Origin of the sequence: Fischerella sp. (assembly GCF_013388695.1) — a bacterium.
Classification (GTDB): Bacteria; Cyanobacteriota; Cyanobacteriia; order Cyanobacteriales; family Nostocaceae; genus PCC9605.
In genome coordinates this window covers 1-23,632 of sequence record NZ_JACAEU010000127.1, presented here as the reverse complement: position 1 = coordinate 23,632, position 23,632 = coordinate 1, and the positions used below count along the sequence as shown (strand labels likewise).

Annotated in this window: 13 protein-coding genes, 1 pseudogene and 1 other annotated feature; of the genes and pseudogenes, 10 read left to right on the top strand and 4 right to left on the bottom strand. The window is 41.2% G+C overall.

The window, feature by feature from the left end:
• Positions 1–3: 3 nt before the first annotated feature.
• On the bottom strand, positions 4–3,186 hold the full coding sequence (locus HXY43_RS16900) for a PAS domain S-box protein (protein WP_290884998.1): 3,183 nt from the start codon (positions 3,184–3,186) through the stop codon (positions 4–6).
• A 648-nt stretch (positions 3,187–3,834) separates the two neighbouring features.
• Here HXY43_RS16900 and HXY43_RS16895 point away from each other — a divergent pair.
• The 4 genes and pseudogenes from HXY43_RS16895 to HXY43_RS16880 all read left to right on the top strand — a co-directional run.
• Positions 3,835–4,323, top strand: coding sequence for a molybdenum cofactor biosynthesis protein MoaE (locus tag HXY43_RS16895; RefSeq protein WP_290884994.1), 489 nt, complete (start codon positions 3,835–3,837; stop codon positions 4,321–4,323).
• Positions 4,324–4,331: 8 nt separating this feature from the next.
• Entirely contained in the window at positions 4,332–4,484 is a 153-nt protein-coding gene (locus tag HXY43_RS16890) for a hypothetical protein (protein WP_290884991.1), read from the top strand.
• A 1,691-nt stretch (positions 4,485–6,175) separates the two neighbouring features.
• Positions 6,176–7,144: a terpene synthase gene (locus HXY43_RS16885; RefSeq protein ID WP_290884988.1), complete on the top strand. Its 969-nt coding sequence runs from the start codon at positions 6,176–6,178 to the stop codon at positions 7,142–7,144.
• Between the two features lie 218 nt (positions 7,145–7,362).
• A pseudogene (locus HXY43_RS16880) lies at positions 7,363–7,536 on the top strand (cytochrome P450); the annotation flags it as partial.
• A gap of 2 nt (positions 7,537–7,538) precedes the next feature.
• On the opposite strand, the gene HXY43_RS16875 reads toward HXY43_RS16880, so the two are convergent.
• Positions 7,539–13,253, bottom strand: coding sequence for an ATP-binding sensor histidine kinase (locus tag HXY43_RS16875; RefSeq protein ID WP_290884985.1), 5,715 nt, complete (start codon positions 13,251–13,253; stop codon positions 7,539–7,541).
• A gap of 269 nt (positions 13,254–13,522) precedes the next feature.
• Positions 13,523–14,089: a response regulator gene (locus tag HXY43_RS16870; protein ID WP_290884982.1), complete on the bottom strand. Its 567-nt coding sequence runs from the start codon at positions 14,087–14,089 to the stop codon at positions 13,523–13,525.
• A gap of 319 nt (positions 14,090–14,408) precedes the next feature.
• Here HXY43_RS16870 and lipA point away from each other — a divergent pair, with 319 nt between their 5' ends.
• From lipA to HXY43_RS16855, 3 genes are read left to right on the top strand one after another with little or no spacing between them, the layout of a single operon-like run.
• Positions 14,409–15,299, top strand: coding sequence for a lipoyl synthase (lipA, locus tag HXY43_RS16865; protein ID WP_290884979.1), 891 nt, complete (start codon positions 14,409–14,411; stop codon positions 15,297–15,299).
• A gap of 33 nt (positions 15,300–15,332) precedes the next feature.
• Positions 15,333–15,542 (top strand): hypothetical protein, encoded by a 210-nt coding sequence (locus HXY43_RS16860; RefSeq protein ID WP_290884976.1) that lies wholly within the window; start codon positions 15,333–15,335, stop codon positions 15,540–15,542.
• The gene (locus HXY43_RS16855; protein ID WP_026736536.1) at positions 15,514–15,660 is read left to right on the top strand and encodes a photosystem I protein PsaX; all 147 of its coding nucleotides are present in this window, start codon (positions 15,514–15,516) and stop codon (positions 15,658–15,660) included. Before HXY43_RS16860 ends, HXY43_RS16855 begins: the two co-directional genes overlap by 29 nt.
• A gap of 159 nt (positions 15,661–15,819) precedes the next feature.
• Here the strand turns inward: HXY43_RS16855 and HXY43_RS16850 are convergent, their stop codons facing one another.
• Positions 15,820–16,719 (bottom strand): branched-chain amino acid ABC transporter permease, encoded by a 900-nt coding sequence (locus tag HXY43_RS16850; protein ID WP_290884972.1) that lies wholly within the window; start codon positions 16,717–16,719, stop codon positions 15,820–15,822.
• Between the two features lie 191 nt (positions 16,720–16,910).
• Here HXY43_RS16850 and hrmK point away from each other — a divergent pair, with 191 nt between their 5' ends.
• The 3 genes from hrmK to ileS all read left to right on the top strand — a co-directional run bounded on the left by hrmK (position 16,911) and on the right by ileS (position 23,593).
• Complete coding sequence (gene hrmK / locus HXY43_RS16845; protein WP_290884970.1) at positions 16,911–18,728, top strand: hybrid histidine kinase/response regulator HrmK; 1,818 nt, start codon at positions 16,911–16,913, stop codon at positions 18,726–18,728.
• Positions 18,729–18,866: 138 nt separating this feature from the next.
• Complete coding sequence (larE, locus tag HXY43_RS16840) at positions 18,867–19,694, top strand: ATP-dependent sacrificial sulfur transferase LarE (protein WP_290884967.1); 828 nt, start codon at positions 18,867–18,869, stop codon at positions 19,692–19,694.
• Between the two features lie 266 nt (positions 19,695–19,960).
• Positions 19,961–20,236 (top strand) — a binding site (T-box leader).
• Between the two features lie 72 nt (positions 20,237–20,308).
• A complete protein-coding gene (ileS, locus tag HXY43_RS16835; RefSeq protein ID WP_290884964.1) occupies positions 20,309–23,593 on the top strand; it encodes an isoleucine--tRNA ligase in 3,285 nt (1,094 codons plus the stop codon).
• The last annotated feature ends 39 nt before the right edge of the window (positions 23,594–23,632 follow it).

The following is a 23,632-nucleotide window of genomic DNA, read 5'->3' as shown; positions in this document are numbered from 1 at the left end:
TGACTAATGACTAATAACCACATGCAGTGTTTTTAATAACTCCTGTGCAGTGTATGGCTTGGGTAAAAAGGCTATGTACTTATTATTGTTATTGAGTAATATTTGTTCACTTGTTGTCAATCCACTCACAGCAATAATATGCAAGAGCGGATTCATTTTTTGCAATGTGTTAATTGTGGTTTTGCCATCCATATTCGGCATCATTATATCTATAATTGCGGCACTAATTTTGTCTTTGTGCTGTGCATAAAGTGCCACTGCTTCAATACCATCACTAGCAGTCAGCACTTTATAATTATGATTTTCTAAAGACGTTGTAGTAATCTCTCTGATAGCGGCTTCGTCATCCACAATTAAAATCCATTGTCCTTGTCCTCGTGGCATTTCCAGATCTTCTGGTGGTTGAGTTATATGTGTCTGGATTGCTGGCAAGTATACTTTAAATTTTGTGCCTCGACCAAGGTTACTGGACACAGTGATAAAACCATTATGACCTTTAATAATACCCATGACTGTTGACAGTCCCAATCCCGTACCTTGACCAAATTCTTTTGTGGTGAAAAATGGTTCAAAAATTCGATCTAACAGTTCATTCGGGATGCCAAATCCTGTATCAGCAACACTCAGGACTATGTAAGAACCGACTTTGGCATCTAGATGCATTCTGGCATAGTTTTCATCAATAAAAATATTTTTAGCCGCAATTGACAAGTTTCCGCCCCCAGGCATGGCATCACGAGCATTAAGGCACAAATTCATTAATACTTGATGTAGTTGAGTGCTATCGCCACGAACTTGCCACAAGTCTGATTGAATTTCTGTGTTGATTTTGATTGATTTCGGAAATGTTTGTTCAACAATCTGCTTCATTTCTGAAATCAAATGTTTGACTTGCAGCACTGTGCGATCGCCCTCGATTCCGCGTGCAAAAGCTAGTACTTGCTTGACCAAATTTGCACCACGTTTGGCATTGTTTTCTACTATAGTTAGTATTTGGCGATCGCGCTGATCCTGGCATTTGAATTTGAGCAGTTGTACTGACATCAAAATTGGCGACAACACATTATTTAAATCATGGGCGATCCCACTGGCAAGAGTACCAATGCTCTCCATGCGTTGAGCGCGCAAAAATTGCTTTTCTAATTGTTTTTTCTGCGTAATATCTGTGTCAACAACCAGAATTGATTTTGGTTGTCCATATTCATCACGCACTAGTGTCCAGCGACTTTCAACAATAATTTTATTGCCAGATTTGTTGTTTTTTTGTAATTCACCTTGCCAAGAGCCACACTCTAAAACTGTATTATGAATTTCTCGCAGTGTGGATAAAGGTTCGTTATGTAACAGTTCATTGGCATAACTGCCTATAGCTTCTTCTGAGCGCCAACCGTAAAGTTTCTCAGCACTTTTATTCCACAATAAAATTTTGTTCGATAAATCTTTCACTATAATTGCATCTGAGGCAATATCTAGTAATGCAGCTTGTTCGCGAATTTGCTGTTCTGCTTTTTTGCTGGCAGTGATATCTTCAAAAATATACAATTGTCCGAAATGCTGGTTATCGTCATTATAAATTTGTTGAGAAAAACGGCGGATAACGCGACCATTTTCTAAGAAAACTTCATCCTCACAACTACACTGCCGATCGGTTCCAGGATGACAAGAAGCAAAAAGCGAAATATCTACGAATTTTGAGCATTCGTGCATAACATCCTGATGCTTCAATTCGCCGCGTTCCATCCGCTCTTTCAAGTGTTGAATGCTGCAAATTTCACAAAATATATCGTTGAAATATAAAATTTCTTGAGTTTGATTTTCTACTACATAAAAAGCTAATGGGGAGACTTTCGTCATTGAGCGCAAAAGCGCTTGTTTCCAGCGTAAACTATCCTCAGCTTGCCTGCGTTCTGTAATATCTTTTAAATAAATAGATAAGCCTTCTTTGGAAGGATAGGCGTGTACTTCAAACCATGCATTTAGTGGTGGATAGAATTCTTCAAACTCAACGCTAATTTGTGCTGATACTGCTTTATGATACTCTCGGTAAAACTTAGAAACTACCGCTTCGGGAAACTCTTCCCAGACATTTTTACCAAGCAGTTCTTCTCTTTTTCTCTGCAAGAATAACTCGGCTTGCTTATTAATATAAGTAAAACGCCACTCACCATCTAAAGCCAGAAAACCATCAGTAATACTTTCAAAAATATTTGTAATTCTGTTTCTTGCTGCTTGTTCTCTTGAAAGCAGTTGCTGGCGTTCTTCCTCTATACGCTTGCTCTCGGTAATATCCTCTACTGCATAAGCAAATTGGGGAGCGCGATCGCAACACGTGGCAGCAATTGATGAAACTGTACCTCTAAGATATTTTTTCCCTTGAGGAGTCTCGTGGATATATTCAAAAGTAACAGGTAATTTAGTACGTTCAGCTTCACGGTAGTGATTTATCAACTGATGCACATACTCTTGGGGAATGCCTAACTCGCTAGCAAGACGATTTTGCATTGCTTGTGGAGTTAATCCAAAAAATTTTGCTGTCGTGGCATTATCAGAAATATGCAGGATATCATCATTGACAAGTTTTACTACTCCCATCATCATTGGCGTACTCTCAAAGAAGCTGCGGAGAGTAGATTCACTTTGATACAGTGCTGTTTGCGACTGTTTGTATTCCGTCTTAATACTAGCCAGTTCGGTAAGACTTCGTCGCAATTCTAACTGCCTGACTACTAATCGACTAATTGCTTGCAATGCCTCTATTTGTTCGGGGGTAATTTCTCGGGGAACCCGATCTGCAATACACAGTGCGCCAACCGCCACTCCCTCTGGTGCAAACAAAGGTATGCCAGCATAAAATCTGACATAAGGATAAGATGTAACTACAGAATTATTCGCAAAGCGTTCATCAGCTAAGGTATCAGGAATAACCAAAACATCACCCGTATTCATGCAAATGGGAGCGAACCCGATATCTATGGGCATTTCTTGTACATCGATCCCCAATTTGGCTTTGAACCATTGGCGATCGGCATCAATCAGACTAATAAGGGCGATCGGTATGCGGCAAATCTGGGCAGCTAGATATACTAAATCGTCGAATGCTTGTTCTGGTAAAGTGTCTAGAATCTGATATTGGTGAAGAGCTTCCAACCTCTTCACTTCATCATTATTAGGCACTAATGTTTTCATGAGATTTTCCACTACTGCTGAATTAAGGCTTCCTTCGTCTAACTCGCTATTTTGGAAAATGCTGAAGCATGACGGTAAGTGATAAGGAAGGAATAAGGAATATCAGTTATGATTCTCCTTGCAAGTGCCAATACATATGCCTATTGCTAATCCTAATCAGGAATTTGCCTGCTATTTACTAGGTAGTTACTGCACTTGGTAGTTGATTCAAGTCGCTATAAAAACCATCTAAAAAAGTAGCTAGATAACTTCGTTACTTCAACTATAGTAATATGCCTTAAGGATGATGACTAAGTCAGTGACTAAATTAAGTAGGATTACATAAAAAAACTAGAATTTGCGTATTGATTGGCATTTTTTTTATAGATGATGTTCATCTATAAAATAGCAAAAAGCTGTTAAATAGAGATTGTGGACAAAATAAGGTTGTATCAATAAACCTCTAGTAAAATACACTTTTGTAAGAGGTGAAGGAAAAACAATCCTTTTAACCCAAAATTCCCACCTTTTCACCCAACATTCTTACCTTCTACCGCGCCACTCGCCACAAGGGTGGCTTTGGGGTTCCCAACGCGCTGCTCGTTGCGCGTCTACAGAAACCTCCAAAGGCGCACTGGCTCCACAACTCAGAGGCTCCTCTTCTTTGTTATGACAACTAAATTTGCTTTCCCCATCAAGCCTAGAACTGAAGATAGCTTTGCCATTACCTTTGCGCCATTGTCTGTTGAAGAAATCTATCAACTAGCTAATGAGCCAGCCAATGGGGCTGTAGTGATGATGAGTGGAATGGTTCGCAATCAAACCGATGGAAAACCTGTGGTTGCGCTAGAGTATCAAGCTTATGAACCGATGGTGCTGCGGGTATTCTATCAAATTGCTGCCGATATTCGACAACAATGGACTGATGTGAATCGTATTGTGATTCACCATCGTATTGGGCGTTTACAAATTGGCGAAATTAGTGTTTTAGTTGCGGTGGGTTGTCCCCATCGTTCTGAAGCCTTTGAAGCTTGTCGTTATGCGATCGATACTCTTAAACACAATGCCCCGATTTGGAAAAAGGAGTGGTATTGCGGGCAAGATGGTAAGCTATCTAGCAGTTGGGTCAGTATCGGAGCTTGCGAACAAAACTGCTAAGGCGAAACATGGTTATTACTATGCGATCGCCTACCGATACGATAGTTACTAATCAGACGCCGCGATCGCCAGCGACGCAAATGAGCACAACCCTAGTTCTCGTTACCAGGTTCAACGTGGTAACGAGGCTTGGGAGGTTCTACCTCCGGGCTATTACATAAGCGTGCAAGATGTGAATCATTTTACTTGTTGATGAGTTTCTAATCAAGTAGATATACTCGATTTTGTGCGATCGCTTAATCATTCGTGAAAAACTAGAACCTCGATTTCTTGAAGAAATTGGGGTTCTGAAGCTTTCAATTCTCACACCTCAAATAGGATTGCTATTGTTGCTAGGTATAAAATCAATATCCCTTTCCACATGAAAAGGGATATTGCTTAAGAATTTTATATTCGTTAACACAAATATATTTAACATTAGCCTGTTTTAGAAAGCGAAAGCCACACCTTTATTACCCATAAAGGTATGTACCAATCAATACCTTTCGGTTAAGGAGGAAAGGGAAAAGGGAAAGGGATGGATGTTTACCCTTTAACATGCATCCCAGCTATAACTCCAGATCGAAGGTGCTAATCCGAAAAGTATTGATGTACCAATTGATTATCCATTACCACAACCGCTAAATAGCCACCAGCAGTTCACCGCAGCCTGTAGTTGATATACGTAAAATTGGGTTTGCTCAGAAGTCTGCATTCATACAAGTCTGCATTCAATCCTGCTCCTGTTTTGTGAAGACAAACTGCGAAAAATACTACAGACAAATTTTCAGCACAAATCTTTTTGTCAAGCTGTCTTTAGATAGATATTTGCTTGATGGATTTATTTACTACTTTGGGTTGATGCCCATACATTCATCTGCAAATCAGGAGATATTTTGTAAACGACATTTTTCCTACAGGCGTAGCAATTTTTGACAAATGTCAGGCAAACACAACAATATAGGAATTATACCCATACAAAAAGTTATTTTTATTACTTTATTTACATAAAATTTGTTTATATAAAATTTATCGATGATAAACTAAGCTAAATCAATTTCTATATCTAAATGTATCAAGTTTCTAACAGTATGTAAATTTTAATGAATTCAGACTTTCCATAAAAGCTCTAATCAGAACCGGAAGAGTAAAAATACTTCGTGTCAAAAGATACAATGTATTTTTTGATTTCAATCAAGATTGATAAATCTAGGTAATTACGGATAGATTTTTAAGAAAAAATTAAACATTATTCTTATCAATGGTTTGTGAACAAAAAAATTATAGTTGAACAATACAGACAGTGCGATCAAATACAACAGGATTTGAGATAAACACTGTTTAAATATTAGCGTGTCGGTTTGATAAGTATTTTTGTTCAAAATCTAAGTTTTGCGATAATTGGATGCTAATTAATCCATCCTTTTTTCGGTAACTTCTCGTTCTTAAAGTCGCTGCAAAATTTAAGCATAGACTCCAGGAAGAGCTTTGTTATTATTCTCAGCTTTGTCTTCTTTTTGTGTTAACAGAATAGATAAATTGTAGATCCATACTGTTATGAAGTAATCGCTTGATTTCAAAATATCGTGTGTAGATGTCTGTAGAAGTCTAAAATTCTGCTTCTTACAGATTTAGTAGAGTTTATCATTTGTCTTTTTTAACACTAATGACAAATGATTTAATCTCTCATGAGAACTAACACCATCTTGCTTAAATCTCAAAAGTTTTGCTGTAAGTAATTGCTAATCAAGCTAATGAAATTAGCAATTAATTTTTGGCTATTTGTAGCTACCAGTATTTACTTTTATTTAGGCAGATATTACTTAAACACGGGATTTAATTTTGCCGTGTAACCTTGATTTATGGAGTAATTATGAACGCATCAATTTTCTCAGAATTATACTGCCCATTTCCGTCTCAAATTAACAAGTATGTTGATGTTCTAGAAGATAATGCTCTTGAATGGGTCTTGCGTTTCAAGCTCTTGGCAGATGAATCCAGTTATCATCGTTTCCGCAAATCAAAGTTTTTTTTACTATCAGCAGGTGCATTTCCTGAATGCGAATTTGAAGAGTTAACAGTTGTAAATGATTGGGTGACTTGGCTATTTATTTGGGATGACCAATGCGATATGTCAGATTTAGGGAAAAAACCTGAATTAGTTGAGTTTTTTCACAATAGATTTCTAGCAATCTTAAAAGGTGCAGAGCTTACCAGCAACGATATACCCATTAGTTATGCTTTAGGTAACATACGACAGCGAATACTTCAAAAAGGAACTAAAAAATGGTTTGATTACTTCGTTAACGCTGTTGAGAACTATTTTGATGGATGTATCTTGGAGGCAACAAACCGCGCACAAGGAATTGTGCCCAACGTAGACATTTATACAAAGATACATATGTTAAGTGGTGCAATGGAATCTAGCATGGAATTCATTGAATTTTGCAATCATTTAATCATTCCCGATTTTGTCAGAGCAAACGATATTGTGAGAACGCTCACAAACATGACGAATAAAATTGTTTGCTGGTGTAATGATATCTTTTCAGCATCCAGGGAAATGGCAAGTGGTGATGTTCACAATTTAGTATTAGTACTGCATTATCAACAGGGACTTTCTCTGGAGGAAGCGATGAAGCGTGCTGTTGAAATGCACAATCAAGAGGTACAAGCAATGATAAATTTAGAATCTTCTCTTCCATCTTTTGGAAAAGAACTAGATACTGAACTGAACAAATATATATCAGGCTTGCATTCCTGGATAAGTGGCAACCTTGATTGGTCTTTTCGTTCTGGCCGTTATCAGAATGTAGAAAAACTAGAGTTGCTCAAACTATAAGGCTAACTGCAAGTTTCTAATCATCCCATCCCACTCCATGCTAATAAAAGTTGTTCCAAAAGCAAGGGTGGGATATTAGCCAATACAGTTCAGTTAAGATTTTGATCCCCCCTAGCCCCCCTTGAAAAGGGGGGAAAATTACTTTAAAGTCCCCCTTTTTAAGGGAGATTTAGGGGGATCTCCAAAGATTGAATTCTACTAACTGAACCGTATTGGCCTTTGACTCACCACTCACCTCTAGCTTCTTGATTTTTTCCTTCTTGCAAAAAGATTTAGGAACTTGGACTCCCTAGGGAAAATTTCTGCGCCAACGGCAGCAAATTGATAAACTACTGTACGCTGAAATTGCTGAACAACGGCAGCAACCCGATTCAAATAGCATCGATATCCTTCACTATTGCATCGGAATCTCTATCACAAACTCAGTTCCCTCTCCTGGCTTAGAATTACAGATTAACTTACCCTTGTGTTTGTCCACAATAATTTGATAGCTAATTGACAATCCCAACCCTGTACCACTTCCTACTGGCTTAGTGGTAAAAAATGGGTCAAAAATTTTCTGTTGTACCTCAGGATTTATGCCAAGGCCATTATCAGCAATCTGAATTCTAACGCTATTGTCGTCTGTTATCTCAGTACAAATATGAATCTTAGGGACGGGGATTTGCTGATTTTTCTCATCCCTGCTCGCCAATTCCCTATTCCCATCATCCAATGCATCGATCGCATTAGAAAGAATATTCATAAACACCTGATTTAACTGACCGGCGTAACAAGTTACTTCCGGCAGTTGTCCGTATTCTTTGATGACTTCTATCTCGGAGCGATCGCTCTTTGCTTTCAGTCTGTGTTGCAAAATCATCAAGGTGTTGTCGATGCCTTCATGAATATCTACAGGTTTCATTTCCGCTTCATCCAAGCGGGAGAAGTTGCGTAAGCCTAGAACAATATTACGGATGCGCGATGTTCCGATCTTCATTGAATCTAAAAGCTTTGGTAGGTCTTGTAGTAGGAAATTTAGGTCAATCTCCTCCGATTTTTCAGCAATTGCAGGAGAAGGATTGGGGTAATCCTGTTGATAAATAGCAATTAATTCCAGCAAGTCTTGGACATATTCCCTAGCATGAGCAATATTGCCATGAATAAAGTTGATGGGATTGTTGATTTCATGGGCAATTCCTGCTACCATCTGCCCCAAGCTAGACATTTTTTCACTTTGGATCAGTTGGGTTTGAGTGCTTTGCAAATCAAGTATGGCTTGTTTCAAGCGCTGATTTTTTTCGTTGAGTTCCTGTGTTCTCTGTTCAACTTTCTCTTCTAAGGTATGGCTGTATTCTTCCAAGTGTTCTTTTGCTTGTGCCAAATCCCTGTAGAGAATCGCATTCTCTAGAGAGATTGCTGCTTGGGTGGTAATCACTTTCAGAAGTTCTAGGCGATCGCGCGTAAACGCTCCTGTTGTCAGATTATTTTCTAGGTAGAGAATACCGAGGAATTTGCCTTGGTTGTTAATCGGAGTACATAATAGGCTCTTGGGTCGCTGACGGATGATATAGCGATCGCTTGCTACCGACTCTTCCGTCTTGGCATCATCAATGACACAAATTTCTCCTGTGCGTTTGACGTAGTTAATTAAAGTAATAGGAAGGTCATCGCTGAATTCAAGGGAAGTTGATGGAAATTCTGTGTAGGTAGGTGCAGAAGTAGAACTGGAACTGATACAGGCAACCGTTAAGTCCAGATTATCACCTGTGTTCAACACTAAAGCACATTTAGAGGCTCCTGCGTTTTCCATGACAACTTTCATTAAAGTAGAAAGCAACTGCTCCAGTTCAATTTCCCCAGAGAGTGCTTGAGAAGCTTTAATCACAGCTGCCAAATCCAAAGAGTCAGAAATGCTTGTGTGAGAGCCTACGACAGTATGATGGCTGCTTGTTGGAGTCGTTAGGGATGTGGTATGACCAGTGGTGCTTTTATTACTAGAATAAAGGCTTGGTTTTCCCTGCTGGAGAATGGGAGCAAGTAATTGGGGATAGCGTTTGGCCAAATCGTCAACTTTAGCTTTAGCTCCCCAGCGAACATAGCAATAATAAGCATCAGTGAGGTAAGCTTGAGCAATCTTCTGTTTGCCCCATTCTAGATAGAACCTAGCTGCAAGTTCGTTAGCGAGAGCTTCTTCATTAATGTATTCGTGTTCTTTGGTAAGGGCAATGGCGCGATCGTAACAGTCAATGGCTTCGAGATATTCACCCTGAACTCGATGCCGTTCTGCCTCTACTAAATAATATCTGTGTAAATAATTCATGGGAGCATGATGCCCCCATTTCTGCATTTTGTTCTGATTGACTTGTACTCTATTAAGAATGCACTGTTGGTCTGGTTGGGTTGCTTCAGCATACATTGCTAAGCGTGCTAGTGAATCATAAAAATGGAACAGAGCAGTAACTATTTGTCCTGTACCACCCGCTAAATATTTTTCTGCCAGTGTGGCATTTTCAACTGCTTGAGAGAAATCCTGAAATAGATAAGACAAATGTAGTTTGCTGCAATATAAATGAAACAATCCTCCTAAATCATTAACTTGCTGATGCACTCGCAACATTTTTTCCTCATCGTAAAAATCACCGATTAAACAACAAGGATTTTCAACAGTTGTTAGCAAGTTTGAGACAGTTTGCCAATATATTCCATGCCAGTTCAATACTGTTAATTGATTTAATTGACGAATAGCATTACTGTAATCGGCCATTTCTTGTTTTAGTTCTGCTAGTTCTCTCCCGATGAAATATGAACAGTAAGCATATCCATAAAGAGAATAAGCAGCATATTCTAAATCTCCCGTTTCTAATCCAACTGAGTAAGCTTCCAACAAAGGTTGCAATATTTCCCTAACATGCTCCTTCCAATGCACAATACCTGTATTACAGGTCAAAATTGTCTTTGTTTTTACTGCTGGAGTATTGAACTTAGCCAGAAGACTCAAAGCTAGTTTGCCAAATTGATAGCCACACTCAATGTCTCCTAATATGCCGCAAAGAATTACCCCATAGTTAGTGTATGCATAGGTAGACCAGAAAGAATTACCGTATTTGAAAGATAAACTAATTTGTTTAGATACACACAGTGGATAAAGAGTGGGAAAAGCTTGATAAATAAAGCCCAATGTACATGATAGGATACTCATCGCTGCCAGAGCATGAGGTTCTGTCATGTCCGGCAGATCAATTAAGTCTTCGATGCGCTTCCCAGCCAAATTTGATGTTATTTCTGCTATCGCTAATTGCATATCAGATTCGCTGGGATTTTCAGGAAACTCTACCTCCAGCAACTTTAGAACTGCTAGTGCGGTATTTACAGCCTCTAATGCTTGGTTTTGCGCTCCATAAGCTTTAATTTTGACTTCATAAACTTTCACTTTCTCCAGCAGTGTTTTCGCTCGTGCCAAAACTACCTGGATGAACTGCTCAGTCTGTTCAAAATTGCCAGCCAGGAATGCTGCCTCTGCTGCTGTTTCATATAAAGATAGAGTTAGCTCGTATTTTTTCTCCCAGCTATCAGCTGCTAATAGTTCAATGCCAGTTATTAAATACTTAATTGCTACTGCATAAGCTGTTGATGCTAAAGCTTTACGTCCGGCAATTAAGTTCATGGTAGCCAGTTGATCGCGTTCAGTCTGTACAGTGATTAATTCTACTGCTGTATTGAATTGATTAACCAGAGCAAAAATGTTTTCTTCACGCTCTACATCTGGAATTTTATTCAACAACAATTGACCAATTTTTAGATGAATTGCTTTTTTTGTTTCTTCAGGTATTAAAGAATAAGCTGCTTGCTGTACTCGGTCATGTACAAATTTGTATTTGGGTAATTGGGTAGATTTTTCCCTCTCACCCACTGACAATATTTCATTACTATTATCTGCAAATAATTTATAGTCTTCACTTTGAGGTAAAATTAACCCTTCATGTAAAGCTACCCATAAATCGGATGCCGTGTCTATTGCATTTTTTTCAGATACGATAGAAAGAGTTTTTAAGTCAAATTGATTGCCGATACAAGCTGCCAATTTGAGAATTTCCTGGGTATGTCTGGGCAGCTTCTCTATTTGAAGTGACATAAATTCTACAACATCGTCTGTAAGAGACAATGACATTATTTTTGACAGGTTATACTGCCAACGTCCAAGGTCAAACTGGAATTTAATTAGTTCATCGGCATGCAAAGACTTGAGAAATTGATTGGTAAAGAAGGGATTACCTTTAGTTTTGGCAAATACCATTTGGGTCAGAGGAACAGCTATTGCTTCAGAGCAATGGAGAGCATCAGCAATCAAACGGTTTACATCACTCTGATTTAAAGCTTTGAGACTAATAGTATGAATAGTGTTTCCATTTTTTTCAATTTCATTTATTGCTAAAGAAAGTGGATGAGTTTTGGAGACTTCGTTATCCCGATACGCACCAATCAGCAGGAGACTTCCTTGAGTTCCGCTTATTTCCTCTGTCTGACATTCCCCTAAATCTTCCTCAAAGGAAGATGTGGTGGAGTATAACAAAGGAGAGGGAGTAGAACTTAATAGTAATTGGATGAATTTCAAAGAAGCTGCATCGGCCCATTGCAAGTCATCTAAAAAGATTACTAAGGGATGCTCTTTACTGGTAAAGACTTGGATAAATCTCTGGAACAACAAATTGAAACGATTTTCGGCAGCATTGCCCGAGAGTTCAGTAACTGGGGGTTGCTTGCCAATAATCTGTTCTAGTTGAGGAATTACATTGATGATGACTTGAGCTTGATCGCCTAAGACAGTCAAAATTTTAGCTTTCCATATTTGAATTTGAGCATCAGACTCAGAGAGCAGTTGTCTAATTAAATCCCGAAAAGCTTCTATCCATGCTAAAAAAGGGATGTCACGTTGGAACTGGTCAAATTTTCCTTTGATGAAGTAGCTGCGCTGACGGACGATGGGTTTGTGGACTTCGTTGACAACAGCTGTTTTCCCCACACCAGGATCACCTATGACTAATACCATTTTGGCCCCCCTGTAACCCATACCATTTGCTAAAACGGGAGAAACCTCTGCAACACGCTGATTTACCTTGTTAAGGGGAGATTGAGGAGGATTGGCAACACTCTCAAAAGCAGCGAGAAGGGTTTCTACTTCCCGTTGACGACCATATAGTTTTTCGGGAATGAGAAAACGGTCTGGGATATCCCTAGTTGCTAACTCGAAGAATGTTATTTTTCCAGTCTCTTGCCACTGTCGTTTGCACAGTTCTAGGTCATGCTTTAAACCCAAGGCACTTTGATAGCGATCTTCAGCATTTTTTGCCATTAGTTTGCTGATAATGTCAGACAAAATTGGGGGAATGTCAGACTTAATACAGCTGGCTTTTGGTGCTTCCTTAGCAATGTGACAATAAACTAACTCCATTGAGTCAGTCGTGGTGAAGGGTAACTGTCCTGTGAGAAGTTCAAAGAAAGTAACACCGAGGGAATAAAAATCGGTACGGTAGTCAATACCTCGGTTCATTCGTCCGGTTTGTTCTGGGGAAATGTAAGCTAGCGTACCTTCTAAAACATTGGGATTGGTGAGGCTTTGAATTTCTCTTGGCAGGAGAGAGGCAATACTGAAATCGATAATTCTGACTTCTTTTGTAGTGGGATTGATCAGAATGTTGGCAGGTTTGATGTCTTTGTGAATGACACGCTGGCGATGCAGTTCGTCAAGGATGGAGGCAATTTGAATGCCTGTGTCAAGAAAATTATTTACAGGAATACCATGTAAATTCTCTAGATTTATCTCCATCCACTGCTGAAGGGAAATGCCGCCAAAGTCCTCCATAACTATGGCGTAACCGTTGCGGTAATTTTCTAAGCTATAGGTTTTGACGATGCCAGGAAGGTCAAGGTTTTTGGTGATATTATACTGATTGCGGAACTGGGCAACTTCATTGAAGCTGGGATATTCATTCCGCATCAGTTTGATGATGATGGGTTTTTGGTCTTTTTCTCTGATGCCGCGATAAACAATAGTTCTGCTACCCGAGTAGATTTGCTCAGTAATGGAATAACCAGGAAAGGGAATAATTTTATCCAATGAAACTAACATTATTGTTTGCCGAGTCTTATAGTTTGATATCTGTGATTTAGTATTCCCATTGAATAAGTGCCGCTATCATTGCTATCCGTCAAATTATGTGTATTTTGTGAAAGATATACATGAACTCATACATTAGCTATGTGAAATTATGGAAATAGTAAACGTCTACAGAAGATGGGAAAAGCTTAAATAAGTTTGAAGCATCTCAAAATCTTGAGATGCTTCAAACTAGGAAGTTTTGCACTTCCTGTCAAGTTTGATAAAAGTTTTAGTTAATGCTACTTGATTTTCTGTTTAATAAAGGTTACAACTTGGGCTAGCTGTTTCTTCAAGCCATCTATTTCCGCCTGCATTTTGGCAATTTTTTCATTCAGTGCCTGAATTTCATCACCAGAAGAAGCTATTCCGACATCAGCACTTGGTGTCACACCATTAGGTGTCGCTACCGGAACAGATTCTTGGCGCGGCTGTTTAGCCTTTGTCATTGCTGACTTAATTGCGCCAATTAGTTGCTTTTGGTCAAAAGGTTTACCAAGAAATTCAAAATTTTCAAAGGGTTCTGAGATTTTTTCCGTCACCTCTTCTTTACGACCAGACATGATCACTAAAGGTATCTTCTTTAGGTCGGGTTGAGATTGAATTTGCTGGAAAACCTCCCAACCGCTCATTTTTGGTAACAGGAAATCCAGCATGATCAAGCTGAATTTCTCCTGACGGATTAAATTCAGTCCTTCTACACCGTCTTTTGCTTCTATTACATCGAAGTTACCCGGAGGTAACATTTCTCGTACTTTTACCCGGACAACTGTAGTGTCATCGATCACTAGAACTTTGTTACTTACCACGACTGCTTGCTCTAACAGAAACTTTAGGTTTTAATGGCGGTTTTACCGCTTTTCGGCTCTTGAATTCTCCCACTATATCCAATATTTATCTTGATTGGGGAATAGTATTTTCTAGGAGAAGTTCCTACTCATATAAGTGTTTTACCTAACTTCGGCTGATGTTGGTTGCAATTTGTGTCATGGTGATAAAAGTAGACTTATTGCAGAAGCCAGGAAAAGAGGAAGGGGTAAAAAATTCCTTTTCCCTTTACCCTTTAAACTTTCCCTCAGCCGTAGGCTTTTCCTTTGCTCTTTACTGTTGCCCCCAGCTTATATGTCCATGACCTTCTCCAAAACAAACCAACTCAAGTCTGAAATTGCAGCTATGCCAACGTGGTTGCGTCGCCCAATTGGCAAAGCTAGTGAACTCTCGACGGTACAACGTATTATCAAGCAGCGCCAAATTCACACTATCTGCGAAGAAGGACGTTGCCCTAACCGAGGGGAGTGCTACGCCCAAAAAACAGCGACTTTTTTACTGATGGGTCCAACTTGCACTAGGTCTTGTGCTTTTTGTCAGGTAGATAAAGGTCATGCACCAATGCCTTTAGACCCTGAAGAACCGCAAAAGGTGGCAGAGGCGGTACAACTTTTAGGACTCCGTTATGTAGTGCTGACTTCTGTAGCACGTGATGACCTAGCAGATCAGGGTGCTAGTTGGTTTGTTAAGACGATAGAGGCGATCCGTCAGTTGAATTCAGAAACTCAAATAGAAGTACTGACTCCTGATTTTTATGGGGAACGGCAGCGCATAGCGGCGATCGCCCAGGCAAAGCCAGCTTGTTACAACCACAATATTGAGACAGTGCGACGATTAACCGGGCCAGTGCGTCGAGGAGCAAAGTACGATCGCTCACTTTTGGTTCTGCAAATCGTTAAAGAAATCGATCCTACTATTCCCACTAAGTCTGGTTTGATGTTGGGACTCGGAGAAACTGTTGAAGAAGTAATCGAAACAATGACGGATCTACGCAATGTCGGGTGCGATCGCCTCACCATTGGCCAGTATATGCGCCCTTCTTTAGAACATTTACCAGTACAAAAATACTGGACTCCAGAAGAATTTGATCAGTTGGGTGCGATCGCGCGAAAAATGGGCTTTAGCCACGTCCGTTCCGGCCCTCTAGTTCGCAGTTCCTACCATGCTGGAGAGCAAGAGGAGGGGGCATAAAAATTATGAATTATGAATTATGAATTATGAATTATGAAATTTTCACCAATTCTCAATGCCCAATGCCCAATTCCCAATTCCCCCCTCCCCCACTCTCCCACTCCTTCTTTAGGTAGGACTACCCAAAATCACGAAAATATTTTTAACGAATGTGGCGAATGGGGACATCTGTTTGGTATTTCTGAAGATGTCCTTAAGTTAGGAGTTCATCAAGATGGCTCAAGCAGATACTACAGCAGATAAACCCGTAGCTAAATCAACCACAGCTAAACCTCCCTATCCATTTCGGACGGGCTGGGCGCTGCTACTCTTAGCTGTCAATTTCCTTGTGGCTGCCTATTATTTCCACATCATTGAATAGTTAAGTGGTTAAACTTCTGATCTAAATCAGAAACTGGGAATGGGGAACAGGGAGTGAGGATGGGGGATCGGGGAGCAGGGATCGGGGACTGGGTTACATCCTTTCTCAATGCCCAATTCCCAATTCTCAATTCTCGATCCCCGATCCCCAATCCCTAGCTCAGATCGTGCCTCTAAATAAACCTTTGGGACGAATGAGCAGCACTAAAATCATGATTAGCAAAGCTACACCTTGTTTATATTGAGAACCAAGCCAAGGCGTGCTGATCTCTTGGACAATACCGATGATAAAAGCTGCGGCGATCGCACCGTAAGGATTGCCAATTCCACCCAAAATTACTGAAGCAAATAAGGGTAAAATCAGAAACCATCCCATGTTTGGACGCACCGCTTCACTTAGTCCCAGCATGCTACCACCAAGAGAAGTCACACTGCCGGCAATCACCCAAGTCCACACTACAACGTGGTCAACATTGATACCAGATACTCTTGCCAAATCAATATCATCGGCGACGGCTCGCATCGCTTTGCCGATTTTTGTATTTTGGAGGAGGTAATGCAGTACTAAAATTGCCAATACAGCTAAAACAAATACCAAAAGCTTGACTTGAGGTACCTTTATTCCTCCTATGTCCAAAGCTGGAGAGACAGGCACATTGTATTTTTGGTTACCACCACCCCAGATAAAGATAATGCCATTGCGAAGGAAGAGTGCCAGACCAATGGAGATAATAATAAAGGTAGTAGAAGTAGCGCGGATAGAACGCATTCTTGACCACAGCAATTTTTCCGACAACAGCATTGCCCCTACTGTTCCTAATGCTGCCAGTACCATCGACAGCCAAATATTAACCCCAAAGGTATTTACGAACAGCGTCAGATAAGCTCCTAAAGTGAGAAAGTCACCGTGGGCAAAATTAGACAACCGTAAAATCCCATAAGTTAGGGTAAGTCCAACCGCGCCTAGAGCAATAATACTTCCCACTGCAATGCCGTTGATAGTTAATTGAGGAAGTTGTGCAATCCAAGCGGCAAAAAATTGAGCCAATTGTGCATCCATAGTCTTAATTTAGTCGTAAGCAACTTACAGCATAAAGCTTTCAGAGTTTCTACAAGAATTCTGGGTAATGCAGTCAAACTCGACACTTCCAGTTTTAGTTTATAAATATAGAAAGAGGAGTGCGTTAATATACATAGAATCTTATTCGCACTTCTGTACGAATCTAAACTTTTGAAGCGGTCTAGTTGACCATGCAACAATACTCAAGCTTACCAGAGCAGAACTCACAATTAGATGCTACACAAACTGTTTTGACAACAATTCAGCAACTTAAGGCTGAGTTGTGGCTGGAACGCAGCTTGAGTCGGTTGCAAAATCGCCTCAATGATTGCCTAGTTTGTTTGACTAGTAATCAACAAACAGTGACAAGTGAAGCAGACATTTTTAAAATAGTGGTCAACGAACTCAACAGTGCTTTAAATAATAGTAGGGTGGCGATCGCCCTTGTAGAACCACAGCAAACAGTTAGCAAAGTTTGTTTTATTTCTAGTTCACCATCTCGACGTTCACCATTACCACTGCTAAAACCGATGGTGAGGAAAGGTAAAAAACTTCACTTGAGATTACAAGAAGAGATAGACATCGAAGATTTACAGTTTCTTGAGAAACAAGATCCCCCGAATGCTTGGCAGTTAGCCGATAATTCTGGCAGTGTTATCGGCTGGTTAATTATTGCTAGAACACCCATTGAGTCTAGTTGTGAATTATTTAAAGATGTATGCACTCAAATCACATCACAATTGTTAGCACGCGCTGCCCAACAATGTGCTGCAACCATAACACAATTGCGGAGAATACAATCTTTACAGCAGCATTGTCAAAATTTAGAAAACTTGAATCAAGAACTAGAACGCACTAATCAACTCAAAAACCAGTTTTTGGCAAACACCAGTCACGAAATCCGTACACCACTCAGTTCAATTATCGGTTTTACCCACTTGCTTTTAGCTCAAGGCTACGAGCCATCTAGAGAACGTCACCAAGAGTATTTAAACATTATTCAATCTAGTGGTAAGCATTTGTTGGCTTTGATTAATGATATTTTGGATCTCTCCAAAATCGAAGCCAATCAACTAGAGATGCAATGGGAAAAAGTAGATTTGCAAACTCTGTGTCGCAATGTTTTGATATTGGTAAAAGAGAAAGCAGCTAATAAGGGTTTGAAACTGGTACTTGAAATAGACTCTAATGTCACTACCTTAATTGCCGATTCCTTGCGACTCAAGCAAATGTTATTGAATTTGCTGTTTAACGCCCTCAAATTTACAAATACTGGAACCGTTGGCTTACAAGTTAAATCCAATGATTCCTGGATACATTTTACAGTTTGGGATACAGGTACTGGCATCCCCAAAGAACACCAGACAGAACTTTTTCAACCTTATTTCCAAATTGCTAACACCGTAGTTGGTAGAGATGAAGGTACAGGTTTGGGGTTAGCGGTGACTCGAAAACTTGCAGAACTTCACGGTGGTCGGGTAGAAGTGGAATCAGAACTAAATTCTGGTTCGCGTTTTACAATCATACTTCCGCTGAGACAAGCAGAAGAGGGGGAGGTGGGGAGAACCGGAGATGGGGAGGTGGCTAACTCCCAATCACCCATTACCCATTACCAATTACCCATTACCAATTACCCATCACCAAATATTTTGTTAGTGGAAGATGACTTACCTAACGCCCAGATGATGCAAACTTATCTTCAGAAATTGGGGTATCAGGTAAATTTAGTCAAAAATGCTGCCGAAATGTGGAAATCATTAAACAAGCAAAAGCCAGGAGTGATTTTATTGGATGTTCAACTACCAGATGAGAACGGTTTGGCACTCGTAAAGAAATTGCGAGAACATAAATATTTTCGGACTATTCCAATCATTGTCCAAACAGCAATGGCAATGAAAGGCGATCGCGAAACTTGTCTAGCAGCAGGAGTAAATGACTATATTGCTAAACCGATAGATTTGCCACTGTTAGGAACTTTGGTATCAAAATACTGCAAAGCATCTATTTAGGGAATGGGGAGGTGGGTGATGGGGAGAGTGGGGGAGTGGGGGAGTGAGAGAATAACCAACAACCAACAACCAACAACCAACAACCAATAACTAAAATGTAATTTGTAGGGTGCTGTACGTTTTTGGCTAGATGTAGAAATGATGCTGACAGAGAAACTTGAGCAACTAAAAGCCATATTTGCAGAAATGGAGCAAGCGTTGATTGCTTACTCTGGTGGTGTTGATAGTACTTTAGTTGCTAAAATTGCCTATGATGTTTTGGGCGATCGCGCTTTAGCGGTGACAGCTGTTTCGCCGAGTTTGTTACCAGAAGAATTAGAAGATGCCTCCCTGCAAGCAGCAACGATTGGGATTCCCCATAAAATCATCGAAACACATGAGATGGAAAATCCCAATTACACCTCCAACCCTGTCAACCGCTGTTATTTCTGCAAAAGTGAATTGCACGATACCCTCAAACCCTTAGCTGTAGAGATGGGTTATCCCTACGTGGTAGACGGAGTCAATGCTGATGATTTGCATGATTATCGCCCAGGAATTCAGGCGGCAAAAGAAAGAGGTGCGCGATCGCCATTAGCAGAAGTTGGTATCACTAAAGCAGAAGTCCGTCAACTGTCTCAACAACTCAGTTTACCTTGGTGGGATAAACCCGCCCAACCTTGTCTCAGTTCCCGTTTTCCCTACGGTGAAGAAATTACAGTTGCCAAATTGCAGCGCGTAGGTAGGGCAGAAATTTACCTACGTAAATTGGGTTGGCAGAATTTGCGCGTACGTTCGGAAGGTGACACAGCCCGAATTGAATTGCCACCAGAACAAATTCAAAATTTTGTATTGAATACTGACATAAACTCAGTAGTTTCCACATTTCAAGAATTTGGTTTTATCTACGTAACCCTCGATTTAGAAGGGTATCGTAGCGGCAAATTGAATCGGGTACTAAATCAAAAAACCTTGATTACCAATTAAATCTATACAAGGCTTGCCGATCAAAATTGCCCAACCATTTTAGAAAGGATCGGGAAACAAAAATAGCTTCTAAATACAACATAGTATAACTTCGCCTGCGAAATTCTTGCACCAAAACTCTGCGAACCTCTGCGTTTTCCTCTGCGAGCCTCCGCGTTTCAAACCATTACTCTTTTACGCAAAGCAGTACTAAATCTTTTAAAACACAACCCACTAACTTTGTGTCAGAATTGGACATATGTTGTGCTCGGCATAACGACCTAACACTAAAAGCGATGATGGGAACGAGTAATCTCTAAGTCGGCGCAAGAGCGAGTCAGAGACGGTGTGAGCCTGATCGTACGGTAGAGACGAAAATCCTCCCTGAGCTGCTCTCCGAAAAAAGCATTTCCAGGCAAACACACCAAATGCTTTGAGTAGACAGAGCCGCGCTCCGCGCGTTACAGCGGGTCGCTCTTCCCAGTTGGGAGTAGCGACAGAGTCTAGAGTCGTAAGGCTTTAGTGAAATTGGGTGGTACCGCGCTCACCTCAGCGTCCCAATGCAGAGGAATTATGAACCAGGATATGAATGCTGAACGCCTGGTTCGGATAGTCGCTCGTGAGTGCGGTCAACTATGTTTAGAGAAGTTCAACAAGCGGTTCGCTTTCCAGATTTAGAGAGAGAAATCATCGACTTTTGGAAAAAACGTGATATTTTCCACAAGTCAGTAGACAAAGAGGCTCCCAAAGGAATTTTTGTCTTCTATGAAGGCCCGCCAACTGCCAATGGCAAGCCGGGTGTGCATCATGTCATCTCCCGTGCTTACAAGGATCTGTTTCCCCGCTATAAAACCATGCAAGGGTACCGAGTCCAACGCAAAGGTGGATGGGATACACATGGATTGCCCGTCGAGCTTGGTGTTGAAAAAAAGTTAGGCTTTACCAAGAAGTCTGACATTGAGGCATTTGGTATCGCTAAATTTAATGAACTCTGCAAGCGATCGGTCTTTGAGTACATCCAGGATTGGAATGCTCTAACTGAACGCATCGGCTATTGGCTCGACTTAGAAAATGCTTACATCACCTACTCCAACAGCTACATTGAATCCTGTTGGTGGTTGATGAAATCGCTGTGGGAACGCGGTCTTCTGTTTGAAGATTATCGCACCACCTGGCACTGTCCCCGCAACAATACCAGTCTCTCAGATCATGAAGTGGCGCAAGGGTATCGCGAGAATGTGGAAGATCCCTCCGTATACCCCAAATTCCCAGCCCACCTTAGCCAACTGATAAACCGCGATATTCTTGAATCTAGAGAACGTCCCGTATATATCTTGGCTTGGACTACGACCCCGTGGACGCTCGCTGCGAATGTCGCCCTAGCGGTGAGAGGCGATGCAACCTATGGTCTATTTGAGGCTTCGGCTAGCGATCGCAATCAAGATCAAAAAGACCTCTACATCCTAGCTTGCGATCGCGCTAACGATGTGTTCGGTGAAGGTAATTACCGGACACTGAAGACCTTTACTGGTGAAATGCTAGTTGATCTAGGCTACGATCCCATATTACAAGGTCGCGTTCCAGAGGGGGAAGACCTTTCTAGGGGCTTCCGTATAGTTATCGACGAGCAAGTTACCATTAGCGACGGGACAGGAGTTTTGCATATTGCGACTGCATATGGAGACCTTGAGCTTGGACGCAAGCACAACCTGCCAATGCTCTTCTCAGTCGATCTGTTGGGTAAAGTATATCCCGAAGTGAAGCCAGTCAATGCGACTGAAAGTTCTTATACCGGAGTATTCTTTAAGGATGCCGATGAGCAAATTGCTCAGGATTTGCAAGAGTTGGGTTTGCTCTACCGAAAAACTACCATCCGACATACCTATCCTTTCAACTACCGCGATGGAACGCCGCTGATTAACTACGCCAAAAAGAGTTGGTACGTCCGCACGACAGCAATTAAAGACAAGCTGATTGAAAACAATAACAAAATCGCTTGGCATCCGGAATATATCCGCGATGGTCGATTCGGGAATTGGCTGTTGAATAACATTGATTGGGCACTTTCACGCGAGCGGTATTGGGGCGCACCGCTACCCATCTGGGTTAGTGAAGACGAAAGCGAGTCTCTGTGTATTGGCAGCCTCAGAGATTTAGAAGCGCTGGCGGGACGCGATCTGTCTGAGTTAGATTTGCATCGTCCTTACATCGACGAAATTACCTTTGAGAAGAACGGCAAGTGCTTCAAACGTGTTCCCTATACCATAGATGTCTGGTTTGAGTCAGGCGCAATGCCCTATGCACAGTGGCACTATCCCTTTGAGAATCAAGACATGCTAGCTCAAAGTTTTCCAGCAGACTATATTTGCGAGGCAATTGACCAAACGCGCGGCTGGTTTTACAGTCTGCACGCTTTGGCAACCCTACTCACAGATACTGGCAGTCTAGATCGAGAATCGGGTGCTTTGTCCCAGATTAAACAGGATTCTCCAGCCTTCAAAAACGCGATCGTACTCGGACACATTGTAGATGAAAAGGGCGAGAAGATGTCCAAGTCAAAGGGCAATGTGGTTGATCCTTGGACTGTGTTAAATGCTCAAGGAGCGGACGCCCTACGCTGGTATCTCTACAGTTCTAGCCCTCCTGACAGTACCAAGCGCTTTTCGCAAGCATTGGTTGAAGACACCTTGCGCGACTTCTTGATGACACTTTGGAACACCTACAGTTTCCTAGTCCTCTACGCAAATCTCGACAAACCCGATTTAGCCCGGGAAATTGCGGTGACAGAACGTCCTGCTATCGATCGCTGGTTAGTTTCCAAAACCAATGCACTTGTGCGGGATGTCACAGACAAACTCGATGCCTACGATCCCACAACTGCTAGTCGAACGATCCGCGATTTTGTGGTGAACGACCTCTCAAACTGGTATGTCCGTCGCAATCGCCGCCGATTTTGGAAATCTACTAGCGATCGCGACAAACTCTCAGCGTACAAGACCCTTTATGACACCCTAGTGACAGTCGCTAAGCTAATGGCTCCAATGGCAACCTTTAGCAGCGAACACATCTATCAAAACTTAGTGCTGAGTATCTTTCCGAACGAGCCAGAGTCAGTGCATTTAGCCAGCTGGCCTGAGTGGGATGCTGCCTTGATTGACGAATCAGCAATGCGTGACATGAGTACGCTGATGCGAATTGTCGAGTTGGGACGTGCTACCCGCGCGATGGCTGGAGTGAAAACACGTCAACCCCTTCCGCAAATGTTAGTGCGGGTTCAGAATGAAGCAGAGCTTTTAGGATTGAAGTGCTTAGAAGACCAACTGAAAGAGGAACTCAACGTTAGATCGGTAACTTACCTAGATGTGACAGCAGATTTTGTAGATTACACCGTCAAACCCAATTTACCACTTCTGGGCAAGCGCCTTGGTAAGAAGTTACCCAAGTTGAGGACAGCGCTTGCAACCCTTGACAGTCGTGAAATTGTCGATAACATCCGTGATGGGAAAGAGACTGCGATCGAACTGGATGGAGAACTCTATCACTTTGAACCTGAAGCATTTCTCATTGAAGCTCAGAGTCCAAAGAACTATGTAGCACTCGAAGAATACGGCTATTTAGTGGCGCTGAACACTCAACTCACAAAAGAACTGATTCAAGAAGGACTCGTTCGAGATGCCATCCGCCTGCTACAAAATGCGCGCAAGCAGGCAGGTTTGGAAGTTTCCGAACGGATTGAATTGGGAGTGAAGACATCAGGAGAGCTGTTAGAGTCCCTGAATGTACATCTCGAATTAGTGAAGAACGAAGTACTCGCTGTTGAGATTTACTTTGAAGAACTTGAGAACGCTTACTATCATCAGCAGATAGATGTCAATGGTACACCATTAATCATCAGCCTCAAGACTATAGAAATTATCTGACTCTTTGTGTCTTGGTGTATTTGTGGTTTTAAAAATATT

Coding starts and splice junctions, on each gene's coding strand:
- HXY43_RS16890 (WP_290884991.1), top strand. CDS start 4,332: ATGGTTATTACTATGCGATCGCCTACCGATACGATAGTTACTAATCAG.
- HXY43_RS16875 (WP_290884985.1), bottom strand. CDS start 13,253: ATGTTAGTTTCATTGGATAAAATTATTCCCTTTCCTGGTTATTCCATT.
- HXY43_RS16895 (WP_290884994.1), top strand. CDS start 3,835: ATGACAACTAAATTTGCTTTCCCCATCAAGCCTAGAACTGAAGATAGC.
- ileS (WP_290884964.1), top strand. CDS start 20,309: ATGTTTAGAGAAGTTCAACAAGCGGTTCGCTTTCCAGATTTAGAGAGA.
- HXY43_RS16850 (WP_290884972.1), bottom strand. CDS start 16,719: ATGGATGCACAATTGGCTCAATTTTTTGCCGCTTGGATTGCACAACTT.
- hrmK (WP_290884970.1), top strand. CDS start 16,911: ATGCAACAATACTCAAGCTTACCAGAGCAGAACTCACAATTAGATGCT.
- HXY43_RS16855 (WP_026736536.1), top strand. CDS start 15,514: ATGGCTCAAGCAGATACTACAGCAGATAAACCCGTAGCTAAATCAACC.
- HXY43_RS16860 (WP_290884976.1), top strand. CDS start 15,333: ATGAAATTTTCACCAATTCTCAATGCCCAATGCCCAATTCCCAATTCC.
- larE (WP_290884967.1), top strand. CDS start 18,867: ATGATGCTGACAGAGAAACTTGAGCAACTAAAAGCCATATTTGCAGAA.
- HXY43_RS16885 (WP_290884988.1), top strand. CDS start 6,176: ATGAACGCATCAATTTTCTCAGAATTATACTGCCCATTTCCGTCTCAA.
- HXY43_RS16900 (WP_290884998.1), bottom strand. CDS start 3,186: ATGAAAACATTAGTGCCTAATAATGATGAAGTGAAGAGGTTGGAAGCT.
- lipA (WP_290884979.1), top strand. CDS start 14,409: ATGACCTTCTCCAAAACAAACCAACTCAAGTCTGAAATTGCAGCTATG.